Genomic DNA, 18,272 nt, shown 5'->3' with positions numbered 1-18,272 from the left:
CTACGGGCATGATGCCGCGAATCGGAATTCGTGCGCATCACGCCCGTATTTTTTTGCAACATATGATAAACCCCAGCTTTCGATCCGATGAAAGATAATTTGCTTACAATGATGTGTGCCTACCCTTCAGCTAGGCTATTCGTTTTCAAGGGGACTATACAAATGTAAGTAGAGCAAAACTACGCCACTTTCCTTTTCTGTCGTTGAGGCTTATCACGCATAGAAGAGAGTACGGCTGCAAATAGGCAAATCACGGCTGCTACCCAAAAAACAGAATGAAGAGCTGTCATGTAAGCATCCACATTTAGGATATCAGTGCTGCTAGATTCAGATTGATTTCCTGTTAATCTATTCAATTGAAAAGAGAATAGTGAGATAGCAAATGTCGTTCCTAATACCATCCCGATATTGCGGACTAATGCATTTAGGCCGCCTGCTGTTCCTAATAGTTTGGGCGGAACTGATCCTAGAATACTTGCATTGTTGGGAGATAGAAAAAGACCAGTTCCAATTCCAAATATGCCCATATGCGTTGCGACAAGCCATGCCGGTTCATTTGTCGTAAGCTTCGTTAGCAGAACAAAGGAAATCGCATTAATCACCAAGCCTGAGATCGTTAAATAATAGCATCCGATTTTATCAGACAGCCAACCGGAGAACGGAGCAACGATCGCCATCATCACAGCATTTGCCATCATAACGTAACCCACGATATTCGGAGGGTATTCTAGTACCAATTGCATATAAAACGGCATGAGAATGGTTATGCAAAAAAGAGAGAGAAAGGACAGGAGTGTCGCAAAGCTTCCTGAACGAAAAGTTCTTATCTTAAAAAGAGAGAAGTCAAGCATAGGATGTGAGATTCTGGTTTCACGTCGATAAAACAAGACAAAGATGATGATTGAAAAGAGAAGACCACCTAAGGTAATTCCCGTTGCCCATCCATGCTCCTCTGCATTAGAAATGATATATAGGAAGGTAATCATACTTGTCATATACATAATAGAACCAATGTAGTCGAAAGGCTCTCCCACACGTTTTTGGTGCTGTTTCGGCATGATACGTAATGCTGCTATAAATCCGATTAAACCGATCGGTACGTTAATCCAAAAAATAGATTCCCAGCCAAACGAATCAACCAGAATGCCACCGATGGCTGGACCGGACAAGGAACCAAGTGATACCACCATACCGGTTATTCCAAGGGCGCGGCCGCGTTCTTCTTTAGGAAAAGTGGCAGCTATGATAGCTTGACTATTAGCCATCAGCAGTGCGGCGCCAGCAGCTTGCAGGACACGCATGCCAATTAACATCCAAATGGATTTTGATAAACCGCATAAAGCAGATCCAATCAAAAAAATTAAGAATCCCAAATTGTATAAGTTACCGCGTCCAAAAAGATCCGATAATTTTCCAATAATGGGTAAAAGGGAAGCGATCGCTAATAAATAAGCTGTTACAACCCATTGTACAATGTGCAGGGGGACGTCTAATGTACCCGAAATACTAGGGAGAGCTACATTTGTGATGCTACCATCCAATGTTGACATAAAGATTCCCAAAGACACATTAGCAAGTATCCACCAGCGAAGCGCAGTCCTGATGGTAGGCAACTGACCTTCCTGACTCATCTTAATTCCTCCTTTACATAGCGAAACGGTTTACCCTTTTTTTATGAGCATACGAATAGTCTCAGAGAGGTCAAGATTATTTTTTTGACACAGGGATAGTAATTTTTGATATGTTTCCTCGTCTAGTCTGACATGGATGGCATGATGTAGCCGATCGTCCTCATGCTTTCGCGGACGACCGCGCCCTAGTTTTTTATCGAAAATTTCTTCCTTGTCGAGGTTTCTGTCAACAATGGTATATCCTTGTCTTTCTATCCATTCATCCCCTTTATTTTTCTTCCAGACAAAAAGCGCTTTTTTACGGACCTTAGCTAGATATATATCCATTGGCTCATCCATTAATCCATGTTCTATTGCTGTGGTTACCCATTTTTTCTCAAATGCCTGAGCGAATTCTTGAAAAGAGCTGTATCGATTATCCATAAATAATTCCACCCTTTTTTGTTCTACAAAAAATATAAACTCATTTCCAAAATTAGGCAATATATTTATTTTGCAAAAAATGTAAAAGTTCTTTTTTTGTTGTTGAATCAGCATAAAGCGGAAAAAAATAGGCTCTTCTCTTGCAATTTCTGAAAGTTTGGTTATTATTAAAAAAGAAGTTCATTGATGTCTAAGTCTGGCTGATTACAGTCATTCTATTCATCCTGTGCTTTTACGCATGCGCGTACAGAGTATGGAGGGCTTGATAACTGGTATATACCACTGCTAAGTATTAACCCACCATAAAACAGCTTGGGCAACACGTTTTACGTTTGCGCTGGTTGTTTTGTGGTGGGTTATTTTTATTTTTTGAAGCAGATGGAGAAGGAAACGGAGGAAATAACCCTTGAACAAAATGATTTCATTTACCATCAATGATACGTTACACCAAGCAAAAGAGGGAACTAGAATTCTTGATTATCTGCTTGAGCATGACATCAAGCATCCTCATATTTGCTATTCACCTATTTTAGGCCCCATTCAAACGTGCGATACTTGTACCTGCGAAATTAACGGTCAACTAATGCGAGCTTGCTCTACTGTTGTGGAGGAAGGAATGAATATCCAGACTTCATCTTCACGGGCAAAACAAGCGCAAAAACAAGCGATGGATCGTGTGCTCGAAAACCATATGCTGTACTGTACGGTGTGTGATAATAATAATGGCAATTGTCGTGTACATAATACTGTTGAGCTGATGGAAGTGGAACATCAGGAGCGACCGTTTAGAGAGAAGGGCTATGAGGTAGACATGTCTCATCCATTCTACCGATATGACCCCAATCAATGTATCTTGTGCGGGCGTTGTGTAGAAGCATGTCAGGATTTACAAGTCAACGAGACACTAACCATTGATTGGGAACGAGAAATGCCGCGCGTTATCTGGGATCAGGATAAACCCATTAATGAATCCTCCTGTGTTTCCTGCGGGCATTGCGTCACTGTATGCCCATGTAATGCTTTAATGGAAAAAACGATGCTGGGTGAAGCTGGTTTCATGACAAAGATGGGGAAGGAATTGCTTGATCCCATGATTGAAATAGTCAAGGAAGTAGAGCCTGGTTACAGTGGAATATTGGCCATTTCTGAAGCAGAAGCAGCCATGCGCGAAGCTCGAACTAAAAAGACGAAAACAGTATGTACATTTTGCGGGGTAGGTTGTAGCTTTGAGGTTTGGACGAAAGGACGCCAAATTTTAAAAATCGAACCATCTGAGGAAGCGCCGGTCAATAGCATTTCGACCTGTATTAAAGGCAAGTTCGGTTGGGATTTCGTCAACAGCAATGAACGGCTGTCAACACCTTTAATTCGACGGGGAGATGAGTTTGTTCCAGCTACCTGGGAGGAAGCGTTTACATTGATTGCGTCTAAGTGGAAAGAGTTGAAGCAAAAGTATGGAGGAGACGCATTCGGTTTCGTTAGCTCATCAAAAACAACCAATGAGGAAGCTTATTTGGTACAAAAATTGGCCCGGCAGGTCTTTGAAACAAATAATGTAGACAACTGTTCACGTTATTGCCAATCTCCAGCTACAGACGGGTTATTGTCAACTGTCGGTTATGGCGGTGATTCAGGTGTAATTAGTGATATTGCTGCAGCCGGGTTAGTCATTATCATTGGAGCGAATCCAACAGAAGGTCACCCAGTTTTGGCGACGCGGGTGAAGCGTGCAAAGAAATTGCATGGTCAAAAACTAATTGTTTCAGATTTGCGCAAGCATGAAATGGCAGAACGTTCGGATTTGTATTTACATCCGAATCAAGGGACAGATTTTGTCTGGTTAACTGCGGTAGCCAAATATATCATTGATCAGGGCTGGCATGATGCTGACTTCTTAGCAAAACGCGTCAATTACCTAGAAGAGTATAAGAAAGCCATTCAAAGCTACACACTCGAATATGCTGAAAAAGTGACGGGAATTTCTCAAGAGCAACTAAAGGAAACAGCAAGAATGATTTGTGAGGCAGATGGTACATGCGTACTGTGGGGTATGGGAGTTACCCAAAACGTAGCAGGTTCTCATACATCCGCAGCAATTGCCAACCTTTTATTAATCACAGGAAATTTTGGCCGACATGGTGCAGGTGCGTATCCACTGCGCGGACATAATAACGTTCAAGGAGCTTGTGATATGGGCTCATTGCCAAATTGGCTACCGGGTTATCAGTCCATCTCAGATGACGAGGCACGGCAAAAATTTGAAAAGGCGTATGATGTCAAAATTTCTAATAAGCCGGGTTATACGAACATTCAGATGCTAGAGGCAGTAGAAGCAGGCACATTAAAAGCAATGTATCTGATTGGGGAGGATATGGCTTGGGTTGATTCCAATTCGAATCATGTTCAAGAGACCTTGAGTAAACTTGATTTCTTTGTCGTACAAGATATTTTCTTTACAAGGACGGCCCAATTTGCAGATGTTATTTTGCCAGCAGCACCTTCTTTAGAAAAGGACGGTACGTTTACCAATACCGAAAGAAGGATTCAACGACTCTATCAAGCATTGCCTACTTGGGAGGACTCCAAGCCGGATTGGTGGATCATTACACAGCTTGCAAACCGCCTTGGCGCTAATTGGGAATATACTCACCCCGGTGATATTATGGCCGAAATTGCCAGCTTAAGTCCGCTTTTCTCAGGGGTCAGCTATGAAAGATTGGCAAATTGGAACAGCCTGATCTGGCCTGTATTGCCTGACGGAACAGATGAACCGTTACTCTATATCAATCGATTTAATTTCCCAGATGGTAAGGCACGCCTGTCCTTAGTAGAATATGTGCCACCTATTTCTTATTCTGCGGAATTTGATCTAGTGGTAAATAACGGTCGTTTATTAGAGCACTTTCATGAAGGGAACATGACAAATAAGTCAAAAGGTATTCAATATAAAGTGCCGGAAGTATTTGTGGAGGTGTCGCCTGAGCTTGCTTGTGAACGCGGGGTTAATGACGGCTCCTTAGTGCGTCTAGTATCACCGTATGGAGCTATCAAATTACGAGCAGTTGTAACAAATCGTGTACACGGAAAAGAGCTGTATGTCCCAATGAACTCCGTCAGCAGCGACAATGCCATTAATATCCTAACAGGAAATATAGGCGATATTCGTACGCAAACACCAGCTTATAAACAAACCAAGGTACGTTTGGAAGTACTTGAGCAAAGCGGCCAAAATCCATTGCCAAAAAATAATCCACGCAATGCCAAACGAAACCCGCAGCTAGGTGTTCAGGTAGACCGCAAATGGGCACGGGCTGATTACGAGCCTATCGCCGATGTGAATGTAGCAGGAGGGAAGCAATAATGGCCAGACCAATTACAAAAATAGCTAAACCAACCATCACAAATGAGGAGCAGCAGCAGTTACAACTTACTCAATTAAAAGAAGAGATCGCCATGCATGCACAAAGTATTCGTCAATCCGTGAAACTATTGGATGAGCTGCACCAAGCGGGTGTCCTAGAAACTGTGCAATCTATGGTTCAAAGTAAGGAAAAGATGGCTGGCATTGCTGTTAAGCAGTTGGTAAAGCCAAATGTAACGAAATCAATTAATAACGTCATGGCATTAACAGAAGCGCTAGGTCAAATAGAGCCAGAGATGACCAAGAAGCTGGTCTCAAGTCTTACACATGGTCTACAAAAAGCAGAAGAAGCCAGTGCCAAAGAGAACAAAATTGGTATGTTTGATCTGTTCAAAGCACTGCAAGACCCTGATATCAATCGTGCAATTTCTTTTGGCATACATTTGCTAAAAGGGATAGGAGAAAATCTCAAAGAGCAAGAGAGGCAGAAATAAAAGATAGGGAAGTAATGGAAGGATGGGTAAAAGAGGCGGAATCCAAACCGCCTTTTTTTACTGTCAGCCTAACAGGAATAGGAAAGAAATTAAAAAGGGATTTTCCTGCAATTATCAATTGTAGGACGGAAAACGTTGGTTCAGCTAGTTATCTAAAAATGACAAATATCCACCTGAGAAAAACAAACGTACGTTCCGTTGTATGTTGAAAACTCTTACAAAAATTTATTTTTATGAAAAACGGCCTCTTTTTTTTATAAAGAATGTAGAAGTGTTTGTGTGTTACGGTTAAAAAAGGCTTACTAACAAGGTTTTTCGATCAATAACGGAAAATTCATAACAATTATATTATAAAAATTACGGATGACAAAATAAAGCTGCTGTGGTACGTTAACAGTAATCCATACCTGGCGGAATAGTGTTCACCTGACGTGTACACTTCAACACCAAGAAACATAAGGAAGTGAAATGATGAAGAAATTAGGTCTTTTACCCAAAATCATTCTAGGTATCATTTTAGGGATAATTATTGGCTCTACCTCGCCTGAATGGATCGTCAAAGGATTTGCAACATTTAGCAGTATTTTTAGTAATTTTCTCAACTTTATTATTCCATTAATTATTATCGGATTTATTGCTCCTGGTATTGGGGAGCTTGGAAAGGGTGCTGGAAAGCTCTTAGGATTAACGACAGCAATCGCATATGGTTCTACGATTGTAGCAGGCTTGGCCGCTTATTTTGTAAGCACCAACTTTTTCCCGCATATTTTAGAGGTTGGGACGCTAACCAGTGCTTTTAAAAATCCAGAGGAAGCGCTAACTCGGGCTTATTTTACGATTGAAATCCCGCCAATCATGGGCGTTATGAGCGCACTTGTGCTTGCTTTTACTTTGGGATTGGGGTCTGCTTCCCTTAAGGGAGATTCTCTCCTCAAAGTAATGGTTGATCTTAGAACAATTGTTGAAAAAGTAATCTCATCTGTAATCGTACCTTTATTGCCTGTGCATATCATGTGTGTGTTCACCAATCTCACATATGCTGGACAAGTACAACTGATTATATCCGTATTCTTTAAAGTCTTTATCATTATTATTGCTTTGCATATTTTATATCTTCTCGCGCAGTATTTTATCGCTGGACAATTCGGACGTAAAAGCTATATTTCTTTAATGAAGAATATGCTTCCTGTATACATGACAGCGATTGGAACACAATCTTCAGCGGCGACAATACCTGTAACCCTACGTCAAGTGAAGAAAAACAGAGTAAGCGATCAGATTGCAGATTTTGTAGTTCCCCTGTGTGCAACCATTCATCTATCCGGCAGTACGATTACGCTGGTTAGCTGTGCCATGGCTGTAATGATGCTGAATGGAATGCCTACTACTTTCGGGATTATGTTTCCATTTATCCTAATGCTGGGCATTACCATGGTGGCTGCCCCAGGAGTACCAGGTGGAGCCGTAATGTCAGCAATTGGTTTATTGCAATTAATGCTTGGGTTTAGTCCATCACTGACATCATTAATGATTGCTCTTTACATTGCACAAGATAGTTTTGGTACAGCGTGTAACGTAACAGGAGATGGCGCCATTGCAATTATAGTAGATCGTATTAAAGGCGGAGGAAAAGCACAGCAGCCAGTAGAACAGATGGAACCCATCGCATAAAAATCAAAGGACTCTATCCTTTAGTTGGGGTAGAGTCCTTTTGCTTTGAAAAATGATCGTATTTTTATTGGAAAAACTAGAAAAAATGAATGGATACATAAAAGTTTGCTAGATGTTTTCTTTTCACAAAAGGTAATTCAATTTATACTTCATAGGGAAAGCAATCATGTAAGGAGTAGATTTCATGCAGGATATCTATCGCGCACTCGTGCTGGATGTTGTAAATGGTCAATCCAGCATGCAGATACAAGAACGGTCTATAGCTGATTTACCAGGAGGAGGAGTGACAATTCGTGTTGCCTATTCCAGTGTTAATTTCAAGGATGGCATGGCGACAATTCCGAATCGTATCATTCGCAAATACCCAATGGTTCCAGGAATTGATTTGGCGGGAATCGTAATAGCCTCTACGGATGAACGTTATCAAGTAGGCGATCAGGTAATCGCTACGAGCTACGAAATAGGTGTATCTCATCCAGGAGGATTTAGTGAAGTAGCTAGGGTTCCAGCTAAATGGGTTGTACCCTTACCCGATGGCTTGACGATGAAGGAAGCAATGATTTTGGGAACCGCGGGCTTTACAGCAGCCTTATCTATTATTCGACTTGAGGAGAATGGTTTGTCGAAAGAGCAGGGACCTGTTCTGGTGACTGGTTCTACAGGTGGTGTAGGCAGCGTTGCAGTTGATATTTTAGCCAAAAATGGATACGAGGTAACGGCTAGTACAGGAAAAGAAAGTGAGCATGCCTATTTAAAAGAACTAGGCGCTACAAATATCTTACACCGTAATGAGGTTGTTGCTGTGGACGACAAGCCAATGCGCCAGCAGCTTTGGGCTGGTGCAGTAGACCCTGTTGGGGGGAAAACATTAGAGTATCTCCTTTCGACCATGAAGTACGGGGGTTCTGTTGCTCTAAGTGGCTTGACGGGTGGAGCAGATGTGTCTACAAGTGTATATCCCTTCATTTTACGTGGCGTGAATCTGCTTGGAATCGATTCCGTCTATTGCCCGATGGATCAACGCAAAATGGTATGGGAACGTCTAGCATCCGATATGAAACCAAAGCATTTGACAGATCAAATGGTTAAGGAAATTACCTTGGAGGAATTGCCTAAGACGCTTTCTCAAATATTAGAGGGGAAGATACGTGGACGGACGATAGTGAAATTGTAGTAACATCTAAATGAAGGCATAATTATAGGCAAAATAAGAGGAAAGCACTAGGTGTTATGTATGAGAGCTTAAGGTTCATTTTGCCAAAAAACAAACAAGCAAGGCTGGCAGTCCCAATAGTCTTGCTTGTATTGCATTTTTCATATGAATGTATCAGGTTTCAAATAAGCTTCCTTCTAAAGCCCTGATATAGCGATTTGCAGACTTTTGTACGGATTCATCAGCATCCTCGGCAACGATTCCATGAAACGCGTTATATAAACGGTTAAATGGTAAACCCTGTACTTTATCGGCTATTTCTCTTACTTTTTTAGCTGGCAATGGAATTAAATTTGGATAACTATACATAAAGCTCACCCAAGAATTGTCGGCTACTACTTGAATGATGTCTCCTGTTAAAAGAATGCCTTTTCCGTTATTCCCAGCCTTCCAGTGTAGGACAGACCCTCCTTTAAAATGTCCCCCTAAGCGATGAATAGTCAATTGATCGGTTACGTTATGAGATTCTCCTGACCAATACACGATATGTTCACTAGGACGAGTAATCCATTCTCTATCATCTTCATGAACATAGACTGGTACGTTAAAGACTTCAGCCCATTCTACCTGAGTCGAGTAATAATGCGGATGAGAAAGAGCAATTGCTTGAATGCCGCCTAGAATATGTATTTGTTCAATGGTTGATTGATCCAAATAGGTAATACAGTCCCATAAAAGCTGAAAACCATTACTTTGCAAGAGATACGCATTCTGTCCGATAGCAAACTTTGGTTTTGTCGTAATACTGAATAATCCGTCTTCTTTTTTCGCAATTTCATTCGTATAGTCCCCATTTTGCTGGAGCTCCCCGAGTGTTGTCCACGCCTGTCCAAGAGGATTTACAAATTGTCTTTCCTCCATACAAATCAGGCAAAAAGGCGGGGCTTCCTTGCTTTTAGAATATTGAACTCCGCAGGTAGTGCAGATGAAATGTTGCATATGTATCCTCCTAAATAAGTGTTAGTATTTTCAATATATTCTATACTTAGTATGCATGAAACTAAACATGTGAGATTTATTTTTTGAGCTGAAGTTCCTTCGGTATAAGACCTGTATCGAAATGGTCGAAAAATCATAAAAGTAAGTTTATTGTGTTGCAGGGCTTTTATTTTTTGAAATAGATTTTGGGGCTTATGAAATGTCGTTTACTTGTTAAATAAAAACAAAAAAAGTCACAGAGACTCCCGCGACAATTTGAGGAGCATAAGAGATTGAAATGCTGAAATACTGGGAGCCCTTACACCACCAATTTTTTCACCTTAGTCAAATCAATGAATACGAACTATTAGCAGGCTAGCAAAAAGGAGGAAAGACAATGTTACATAGAATCTTTACTGGGGTCGTTACCGCAATGCTTTTTTGTCTAGTTCTTGCAGTATCAGAATATACTCCAATGATAGCACGCGAGCCAAATACCTATTATTTTCCTTTTATGACTCTAGTGATCATTTATATAGTGTATTCTGTTCCCATATTCTTGCTTATTGGAATTCCATGCACGATCTTAATCGATCTTATTACAAATAGAATGGGAATATCCAACAAAAGTAAGCTTTATTTAGTGCAACTTGGATTATATTCGTCAGCAGGTATTGTCATAGCTTTGGTTTTCTTCGGATTAACTAAAGGGGAGATTCTACAAAAAATATGGAACTATCAAGCTTATGTTGTTTATATAGTTGGCTCACTAATTTTCTATCATGTCTCTCTTGCCACAATGTCTATATTTAAAAAAATGACTGAGGACATTGGAGAAACCTGATAAAAAAGCTGAATTTTTTAGAGAACTGCCAATTTTTTAAGATAAGGTACTGTTTGTACAAGAAAATTCCTCAGGCATTGAATATCTTGATTATAAAAGGGAGGTGTGAATAGTGAAAGAACTACACAATATAAAAAGAATATGGTACGAAATTGTAAATACCGATCTTGAAGAGTTTACTAGGAAAAATCCAATACAGATGAAGAGTTCATGTTGTATTTCCTCTTCATCGTCTACATTTTGTTGGACATTTATACGTGGAAAAACAGGAGCAACGGGACCCACTGGAGGAACGGGAGCAACTGGGCCTACTGGAGCAACAGGAACAACTGGACCCACTGGAGAAACCGGAGCAACAGGGCCTACTGGAGCAACAGGAACAACTGGACCCACTGGAGAAACCGGAGCAACAGGGCCTACCGGAGCCACCGGAGCTACTGGACCTACTGGAGCCACCGGAGCAACAGGGCCTACCGGAGCAACCGGAGCAACGGGACTTACTGGAGAAACAGGGGCAACTGGACCTACCGGAGCAACGGGGCCTACCGGGGCCACAGGAAATACTGGGCCGATGGGGCAAACTGGGCCAACAGGAGCAACGGGAGCAACAGGACCTACTGGACCTACTGGTGCGACAGGTGAGACAGGAGCCACAGGAGCCACAGGATTTACAGGAATTAAAGGCCCTTGTGGACCAACGGGAGCAACAGGTTTAGCTGGAGCAACAGGTACAAATATAAGTGCAAATTCTATGACTGCTACTTTAGCCCCCCCGACTAGTCCTTTTGTTATTTTTGTACCGCCGGAAGGGATAAACCTCCCATTGCCTAACAATCAAAAATTAGATGGTTTTATCGCTGTGAATGAGAACAGAGCTTTCATCGTTCCAGAAAACGGACGTTATACACTCAGATATAACGTTACCACAATTGATTCTTTTACTCTTATTACCCGATTAGTAAGGAATAACACAGTTGAAATTAATGCCTCTAAAAGTGGAGGGAAATTGTCTGATAAGTTTTCTGCTGAAACTCAGGAAAACTTAATAAAAGGAGATCAGATAGCTCTTCAGTTAATGGGTGAAAATGTAAATATTAATTTTGTAGGAAACGGTATACAAGGGGCTTTTCTAACCATTCAACGTCTAGAATAATCAAAAATTTTTAGATGCTAGTTTAGCAGATCTCGTTATATGATTCTAGTAAATACGCTAAAGCGCTTAGATATTGGAAATCTCAAAACCTATCAGTTTACTAGCTTAGTAAATGACATGAATGGCAGCATGAGCTAAAACAAGGGTTAAATCAAGAAAAATCGTCTCCTAAGAAATAAGGAAACGATTTTTCTTCTATAACCCATTATTTAAAAAGAGGAATCAAACTGACATAGATTATAAAAGAATTAAAATGATATATTTTAACGAATACTATTATTTTATAGAAGCTGTGATATTTGAGCTGCCATGTTAAGCATAAGGAAGAAACACCGAAAGGCACAGTCTAGCTAATAAATATGACAAACAGTGATTAACAGTGGAACAAAAGCAGCAAATTACTTAGTTTTAGTTAATTTGAGATAGAGCCCTAATCATGTAAAAGAAGATTTCCTTCAATTCGTAGATATTTTTTACTGTATATTGTATAATACACCAATTTTAAGGTAGGGTTCTTTTTGTACAAGAGTATTCCTTATGTATAGAATATCTTGATATAAAAAGTGAGGTGTGGATAGTGAAAGAATTACACGATATAAAAAGAATATGGGATGAAATTAAAAATACTGATCTTGATAAGTTTACTAAGAAAAATCCAATGCACATGAAGCGTTCAAGTTCTATATCCTCTTGGTCTACATTTTGTTGCACATTTATACGTGGAAAAACAGGAGCAACGGGACCTACCGGAGCCACAGGAACAACGGGGGCAACGGGATCTACCGGAGCAACTGGCACAACAGGGGCAACAGGCTCTACCGGAGCAACAGGAGAAACAGGGGCAACGGGATCTACTGGTGACGTAGGAGCCACAGGACACAAAGGTTCAACACAATCAGGAATTTTTAGTCCTCCTGGACCCACTGGAGCAACAGGACCCACTGGAGCAACAGGAGAAACAGGGGCAACAGGCTCTACCGGAGCAACAGGAGAAACAGGGGCAACGGGATCTACTGGTGACGTAGGAGCCACAGGACACAAAGGTTCAACACAATCAGGAATTTTTAGTCCTCCTGGACCCACTGGAGCAACAGGACCAACAGGACCAACGGGAGAAACAGGACCAACGGGAGAAACAGGTCCAACGGGAACCACAGGAGCGACAGGAACAACAGGGGCGAGAGGAATTACCGGACCAATGGGGCAAACCGGATCAACAGGCCCAACAGGAGCAATAGGACCAAATCTAAACGTCAACACGATGACTGCCACTTTAACTCCCCCTGCTAGTCCCTTTGTTATTGTTGTACCACCGGAAGGGATAAATCTCCCTTTGCCGGACAATCAAGAATTGGATAGTTTCACAGTTGAAGACGAGAACAGAGTTTTCATCGTTCCAGAAAATGGACGTTATATACTCAGATATAACATCACCACATCCGGCTCTTTTACTCTTATTACCCGATTAGTAAGAAATAACACAGTTGAAATTAATACCTCTAAAAGTGGAGGGAAACAGACTAATACGTTTGGGGCTGAAACTCAGGAGAATTTATTGAAAGGAGATAAAATTACCCTTCAGTTAATTGGTGATAATGTCGCTGTAAGTTTTTTAGGAAGCGGTATAGAAGGGGCTTTTCTAACCATCCAACGCCTGGAATAATAAGAAAATTTCAAAAACTGTTTATCATTTCGATCGTTAAAAAACTGCTAACGACCAGTTTGAACATACCCGTTATAAGCTTGTCAGGAACCCGAAACATGTACCTATTTGATACAAATTCATGCAATGATAGAAAAATACAGAGTTGAGATAAAATGAAGAAAATCGTTTCCTAAGAAATACGGAAACGATTTTTCTTTTCAATAATTTAGATCGAAAGTCATTTTCTTGCAAAGTATTATGGTTGGAATAGCTAAATATGACAAGGAGGAAACATCGGTGAATCTAGAAATAATAGAATGAACTTATTAGCCATTTACATAAATAAAAGTTATTTTTAATCAAATGGGATAAAGGATAGGGCTGTGAGGATCGGGGAATTGGCAAATGAGTTAAGGGTTGCTGCTGGTCAAGAGACAAGAAAAAAGCTGTAGAAAAACTCGTTATAAACTGGTGTTTAATATGCAAAGTATATCCTTGTTAATAAATATGTATTAGTACGTACAGACCGGTTCGCAAGCAGGCTCCTGGATTCTGACCGACAATAATACGATGCACACTACTTCTTATCCCTCTATTTCAAATGGGTGATCTCAAGATATATCTTTTTTATGATGAGGTTTTCTGTTGGATACGTGTAGAAGATGTGATCAGTTCAGGCCCCTGCCAGTAAAATGTGACGGGGACTTTTTTCGTCAAAACCTCCAGTTTACTCGTCAAAGGATTCTATAAGAGTAGCCATGCATGACAGAAACCAACTTTTCAAAAGCTGGTAAAGTGTCAATGCGTTTCATCGGTGTCCTAGTTATGTAAAAGCAGTGGATAGAATGTTTTAAAGGTGCGAACGAACAGGGAGAAAAACGTAAATGGGACTACAAATATAATCCAAGAGATCCATCTATATAAAAAAAACGGAAAAGAACGAATATAAAATCCAATGCGATGCAAACGTGAACCTGAGTACCTTTGAAAATGACAAGTAGACGGGCCCGTTAAGTATACAATTAAGACAGGGGTTCTTTCATTTCTAGAATGTATTATTTTGTGAAAATAATTACATATAACACGATGTAGATCACATAGAGATAGGGGAGCTTGATATTAAATTTTTCACAAAGGTTTCTAACCAGGTTCGTTAGAAATGTATCAAGAAGACCCATTATTACTAAGATTAGTAAAAATTCAATCACTGATGCAAGATAGAAATGATTCACTAATGAATCTACCAAAGAAGTAAGTTTTATAAAAAGGCTTATTGAAACAAAAAATATAAATACTGAATACTGATTTTGCATATTTCCTCCTAACTAGATTAAAATTCCTCCTTTTCCTGTTTTATATTACACATCGTTTCATTTTATCCATATATTATAAATAGATGAAACATTTAATATAATTCGACAAAATGGGGGGACAGCAAAACAGCGTTGAAATAAGTTCAGAGGCAATGAAAGCATACTCTTTAGCGTTTGGCTACGATCCAGAAGGTCCATGGCAAAAAATGAATGTTGCTGGCTTTAGAATTACGTACCAAATTGACAAAAGAAGGGATGAAGGAATTATCCGTGTAAAGATTGATTCTAACCTCCAAAAATTAATAATAGACGATATCGATAACGTATATGACTTAGCTAAGAAACTAGAAACTAAGGAAAAAATATAAATCAGAAATGGGAGAGACGTTTGGGGCAGGTACTGGTTCTGTTGCAGCGGAAATTGTTTGTCACGCTGTTCCAGATAAAGTAGCAAGATTAGGCGAGAAAATTGCGTCAATTATTCCAGGGGTTGGAAAGGACATCATACGGGCATTAAAAAGCTTTCGTTCACATACCGATATAGCAGATATAGGTGAAGACGATAGTGAGCGTTTCCTTATGGATTATTTAGGAAGAAACTGGGATAATATTAATTACATATTTGAATAAGAGATTTCATGCCATTAAGGAGGAAATAAAATGAGAAGACAAAACGTACTGACCTCTTTTTGTATCGGATTACTGGTTGTAGGACTGATAGCTGATCTTACATTCTATATTGCCATGTCCGATGGAATAAAACAGGGATTGACTGTGTGGAATGAATTTATAAATAACTCAATCCTAACAGTATGTAGAGCAATAGTAGTTATTTTTTTAATTATGTTGGCTTATATTAGAAGGAATATAACCACTTCTTTATCCTTGACTTTTATTATAATTTCATTAGCAGAGTTATTGTTGTTCATTAAAATGTATAACCAAGAAAACTATATTTTTATCGTACCAATCTGTATTTATCTTATTAACGTAATTTTAGGAGTCTTTTATCATATTAAAATGAAAAGGACTCTTGCTTGGATCAAAATACAGCTTAAATGATGTATCGTTGCCTATTTTTATACAGACGTACATCGATTTTTAACAGAAGAAGAGATAAATCAGCTGTACACGTGGAATGATGAACAGGTCATGGGCCAGATTTCCAACTTATCAGTGGAAAAAGTAAAGCTGTTAGAGCAAAATGCCCCTAGTGCCATTCAGGCTTTACAGGATTGGAGAGACAAGGAGAAACCAAAAGGAAAGAGTACAACTAGTAGCATACAGCCTAGAGCCTTGGCTTCAGCCTCAAGTCCAAGCATGCACTTGATAGGGCGAAGTTTTGCAGATTCGAAAGAACTGCATGGACTTCACTACAGCCGTTTACGGGAAAAACAAATTAACAGGCGCAGATGCTACTGATGGCAACTGTACAGAACATAAAAAAGATCGCTCTTCACCTCGCTAAGAGTAGCTAAGGTAGAGAACGATCTTTTTTTATGTACTTCGTGCAACAAGACAATCAAATACTGCTTGAGGTTAACTAATAAATCGGGTTTCTCGACAGCCTGCTATTAAATTGTTAAATTTCCAAAAAATACATTTTTACTTTCAATTGTATGTATAGTATTTTTTATAGGTATTTATTACTGCATCTTATATCTAAAAGAGGGGATAAGCTTATGAAACCTGAATTGAATCCCATTAACCCCCATACAGGACATACCTATAAGAAAACGTATATCCCAGTAATAACAAAATTCTGGATCAGTCACGCAGGTGCTTTTCTTTGGATGTGCTTTTCTATTTACTTGGCGCTTCCATGGTTAGAAGACCTTGCGCATATTGTATCCTTTCCTTTAGCTTTATTAATTATCGGAGGTATATCATACATTCCTGGCTATATGAATGCCTTTTTAGTAATAAGTTTAATTCTTGATCGTCAGCCTGCTTTCAAAAATGAATTTCCTCATGATGAGATTACCGTTCTTATAGCTGCCTATAACGAAGAGAGACAAATCTATCAAACTTTGCAATATATAAATAAACAAGATTATCACGGGAAAATTAAGGTATTTGTTATTAATAATTGTTCTACTGATCAAACAGTTCACGAAATCATAAAAGCAAAAAAAGAATTAGGTATTGAAATTGCGTTACTTCATGAAGAAATGCCGGGAAAATTCCATGCCTTGAACCATGCTCTAAAATTTGTCGAAACTCCTTATGTCATTACGATCGATGCAGATACACTGCTTCTTAAATCCTCAATACGTTATCTTGTGGCGCGTATGAAATCTAGTCCAGAAAATGTTTGTGCTGTTGCTGGCTCGGTTCTGACCAAAAACAGCAGAGAAAACTTTTGGACAAAAATTCAAGAATGGGATTACTTTTTAGGTATTGCGTCCATTAAAAGACTTCAAGGCCTATATCAAGGAACTTTAGTTGCTCAAGGAGCCTTTAGTATATATAAAACACAATGTGTAAAAGAAGTCGGTGGTTGGCCAGATGCTATAGGTGAAGATATTGTTTTAACATGGCGTTTACTTGAGAAAAAGTGGAAAGTTTATTTTGAGCCATTGGCAGTTTCATTTACTGAAGTACCTAGTTCCCTTAAGTACTTTGTCAGACAGAGAGCAAGATGGGCAAGAGGTATGATAGAAGGTTTAATTGAAATAAAGCCATGGAACCAGCCTCAAGTATTTGTTAAATACTTAACTGGAATTAATTTAATCATGCCTTATTTAGATCTTACTTATACACTATGTTGGCTTCCTGGGCTGATATTGACTTTTTTCGGTTATTACTGGATTGTTGGTCCAATGACACTTCTTGTTTTACCTTTAACCCTAATCAGTTATAGTATTCTTTATTTTTATCAAAGAAATTTTGTATTTAAACCTTTAAATCTTAGAATTAGAAAAAACTTTATAGGCTTTATTTTCTTTATTCTTGGCTATCAAATGATTATGTCACCTATCTCTGTGTATGGTTATATACAAGAATTTTTTAAATTTAAAAGAAACTGGAAGTAAGAGAGTTATTGAAGAATGAACCATTAGCTTAGGGTGTATTAGTTCAGCAAGCTAAAGTAGCAGTCAAATATTTGTATTCCCGTCTACATAAGATTTTAATAGAACGTAACGAGTTTCTGGATAGTAATTTGTTCAAATCTATCTTATCTGCATGTAAACGTATGACTGATTTAAATTGCACCAAGCAAGATGCAATAAAAATCTCTGCTAAAAAATTTAAGGTAACTCAAAAAGAAATTAAAAAATATGTAGATTTACTTGGTATAGAAAGTAAGCGGTATATTGAATCTAAGAAAACTTTTTTAACAAAATAAGATAGGATTAACATACGAGCACATAAACAATGATTAGAAGCTTACAAGCTCCGTCACTTTCTACTGACCTAGTTAAAAAGCAAGGAATCGACGACATGTTATTAGCCATATTAAGCAGAAAGTCTCTTCAGGCATTTTCAAAATTGGCTGGGGAACAATGGTTCAAGCTATGCTGTCCTTCATTTTTAATATCTTTCCTATTGGAATTGTTTTCTTAATTAATGGATGCCTCAAATTGAATTTTGATGTATTTCCAA

The 18,272-nt window shown here is 39.1% G+C and carries 14 protein-coding genes and 1 pseudogene; 12 read left to right on the top strand and 3 right to left on the bottom strand.

The window, feature by feature from the left end:
• Positions 1-179: 179 nt before the first annotated feature.
• Together QZ995_RS09345 and QZ995_RS09340 are read right to left on the bottom strand one after the other, a co-directional pair.
• Entirely contained in the window at positions 180-1,631 is a 1,452-nt protein-coding gene (locus tag QZ995_RS09345) for an MFS transporter (protein WP_301805908.1), read from the bottom strand.
• Positions 1,632-1,661: 30 nt separating this feature from the next.
• Positions 1,662-2,054, bottom strand: coding sequence for an AT hook motif family protein (locus QZ995_RS09340; protein WP_301805905.1), 393 nt, complete (start codon positions 2,052-2,054; stop codon positions 1,662-1,664).
• A 415-nt stretch (positions 2,055-2,469) separates the two neighbouring features.
• Between QZ995_RS09340 and fdhF the strand changes: the two genes are divergently transcribed.
• The 4 genes from fdhF (at position 2,470) to QZ995_RS09320 (ending at position 8,754) form a co-directional block, all read left to right on the top strand.
• Positions 2,470-5,415, top strand: a complete 2,946-nt coding sequence (fdhF, locus tag QZ995_RS09335) for a formate dehydrogenase subunit alpha (RefSeq protein ID WP_301805971.1) — start codon at positions 2,470-2,472, stop codon at positions 5,413-5,415.
• Complete coding sequence (locus QZ995_RS09330; RefSeq protein WP_301805904.1) at positions 5,415-5,909, top strand: DUF1641 domain-containing protein; 495 nt, start codon at positions 5,415-5,417, stop codon at positions 5,907-5,909. The genes fdhF and QZ995_RS09330 overlap by 1 nt, the downstream gene beginning before the upstream one ends.
• Positions 5,910-6,380: 471 nt before the next feature.
• Positions 6,381-7,580: a dicarboxylate/amino acid:cation symporter gene (locus QZ995_RS09325; RefSeq protein ID WP_301805969.1), complete on the top strand. Its 1,200-nt coding sequence runs from the start codon at positions 6,381-6,383 to the stop codon at positions 7,578-7,580.
• A gap of 184 nt (positions 7,581-7,764) precedes the next feature.
• Positions 7,765-8,754, top strand: a complete 990-nt coding sequence (locus QZ995_RS09320) for an acrylyl-CoA reductase family protein (RefSeq protein WP_301805903.1) — start codon at positions 7,765-7,767, stop codon at positions 8,752-8,754.
• A gap of 153 nt (positions 8,755-8,907) precedes the next feature.
• On the opposite strand, the gene QZ995_RS09315 is transcribed toward QZ995_RS09320, so the two are convergent.
• Positions 8,908-9,732 carry a hypothetical protein gene (locus QZ995_RS09315; protein ID WP_301805901.1) on the bottom strand — a complete coding sequence of 275 codons (825 nt, stop codon included), beginning with the start codon at positions 9,730-9,732 and terminating at the stop codon, positions 8,908-8,910.
• 376 nt (positions 9,733-10,108) lie between these two features.
• Between QZ995_RS09315 and QZ995_RS09310 the strand changes: the two genes are divergently transcribed.
• From QZ995_RS09310 to QZ995_RS09275, 8 genes and pseudogenes are all read left to right on the top strand, one after another.
• Positions 10,109-10,555, top strand: a complete 447-nt coding sequence (locus QZ995_RS09310) for a hypothetical protein (protein WP_301805899.1) — start codon at positions 10,109-10,111, stop codon at positions 10,553-10,555.
• Positions 10,556-10,667: 112 nt separating this feature from the next.
• Positions 10,668-11,708 (top strand): BclA C-terminal domain-containing protein, encoded by a 1,041-nt coding sequence (locus QZ995_RS09305; protein WP_301805898.1) that lies wholly within the window; start codon positions 10,668-10,670, stop codon positions 11,706-11,708.
• Between the two features lie 577 nt (positions 11,709-12,285).
• Positions 12,286-13,371, top strand: a complete 1,086-nt coding sequence (locus tag QZ995_RS09300) for a BclA C-terminal domain-containing protein (protein ID WP_301805896.1) — start codon at positions 12,286-12,288, stop codon at positions 13,369-13,371.
• A gap of 1,405 nt (positions 13,372-14,776) precedes the next feature.
• Entirely contained in the window at positions 14,777-15,034 is a 258-nt protein-coding gene (locus QZ995_RS09295; protein ID WP_301805894.1) for a hypothetical protein, read from the top strand.
• A gap of 7 nt (positions 15,035-15,041) precedes the next feature.
• Positions 15,042-15,296 (top strand): hypothetical protein, encoded by a 255-nt coding sequence (locus QZ995_RS09290; RefSeq protein ID WP_301805889.1) that lies wholly within the window; start codon positions 15,042-15,044, stop codon positions 15,294-15,296.
• A 30-nt stretch (positions 15,297-15,326) separates the two neighbouring features.
• Positions 15,327-15,728, top strand: a complete 402-nt coding sequence (locus tag QZ995_RS09285; protein ID WP_301805886.1) for a hypothetical protein — start codon at positions 15,327-15,329, stop codon at positions 15,726-15,728.
• Between the two features lie 267 nt (positions 15,729-15,995).
• Positions 15,996-16,144, top strand: a pseudogene (locus tag QZ995_RS09280) (IS5/IS1182 family transposase); the annotation flags it as partial.
• A 204-nt stretch (positions 16,145-16,348) separates the two neighbouring features.
• Entirely contained in the window at positions 16,349-17,701 is a 1,353-nt protein-coding gene (locus QZ995_RS09275; RefSeq protein ID WP_301805885.1) for a glycosyltransferase family 2 protein, read from the top strand.
• The last annotated feature ends 571 nt before the right edge of the window (positions 17,702-18,272 follow it).

Source organism: Brevibacillus laterosporus, assembly GCF_030489605.1.
In the GTDB taxonomy this organism is placed as follows: Bacteria; Bacillota; Bacilli; order Brevibacillales; family Brevibacillaceae; genus Brevibacillus_B; species Brevibacillus_B laterosporus_E.
The sequence above is the reverse complement of the archived record's forward strand: the minus strand, read 5'-3'. Positions and strand labels throughout refer to the sequence as shown.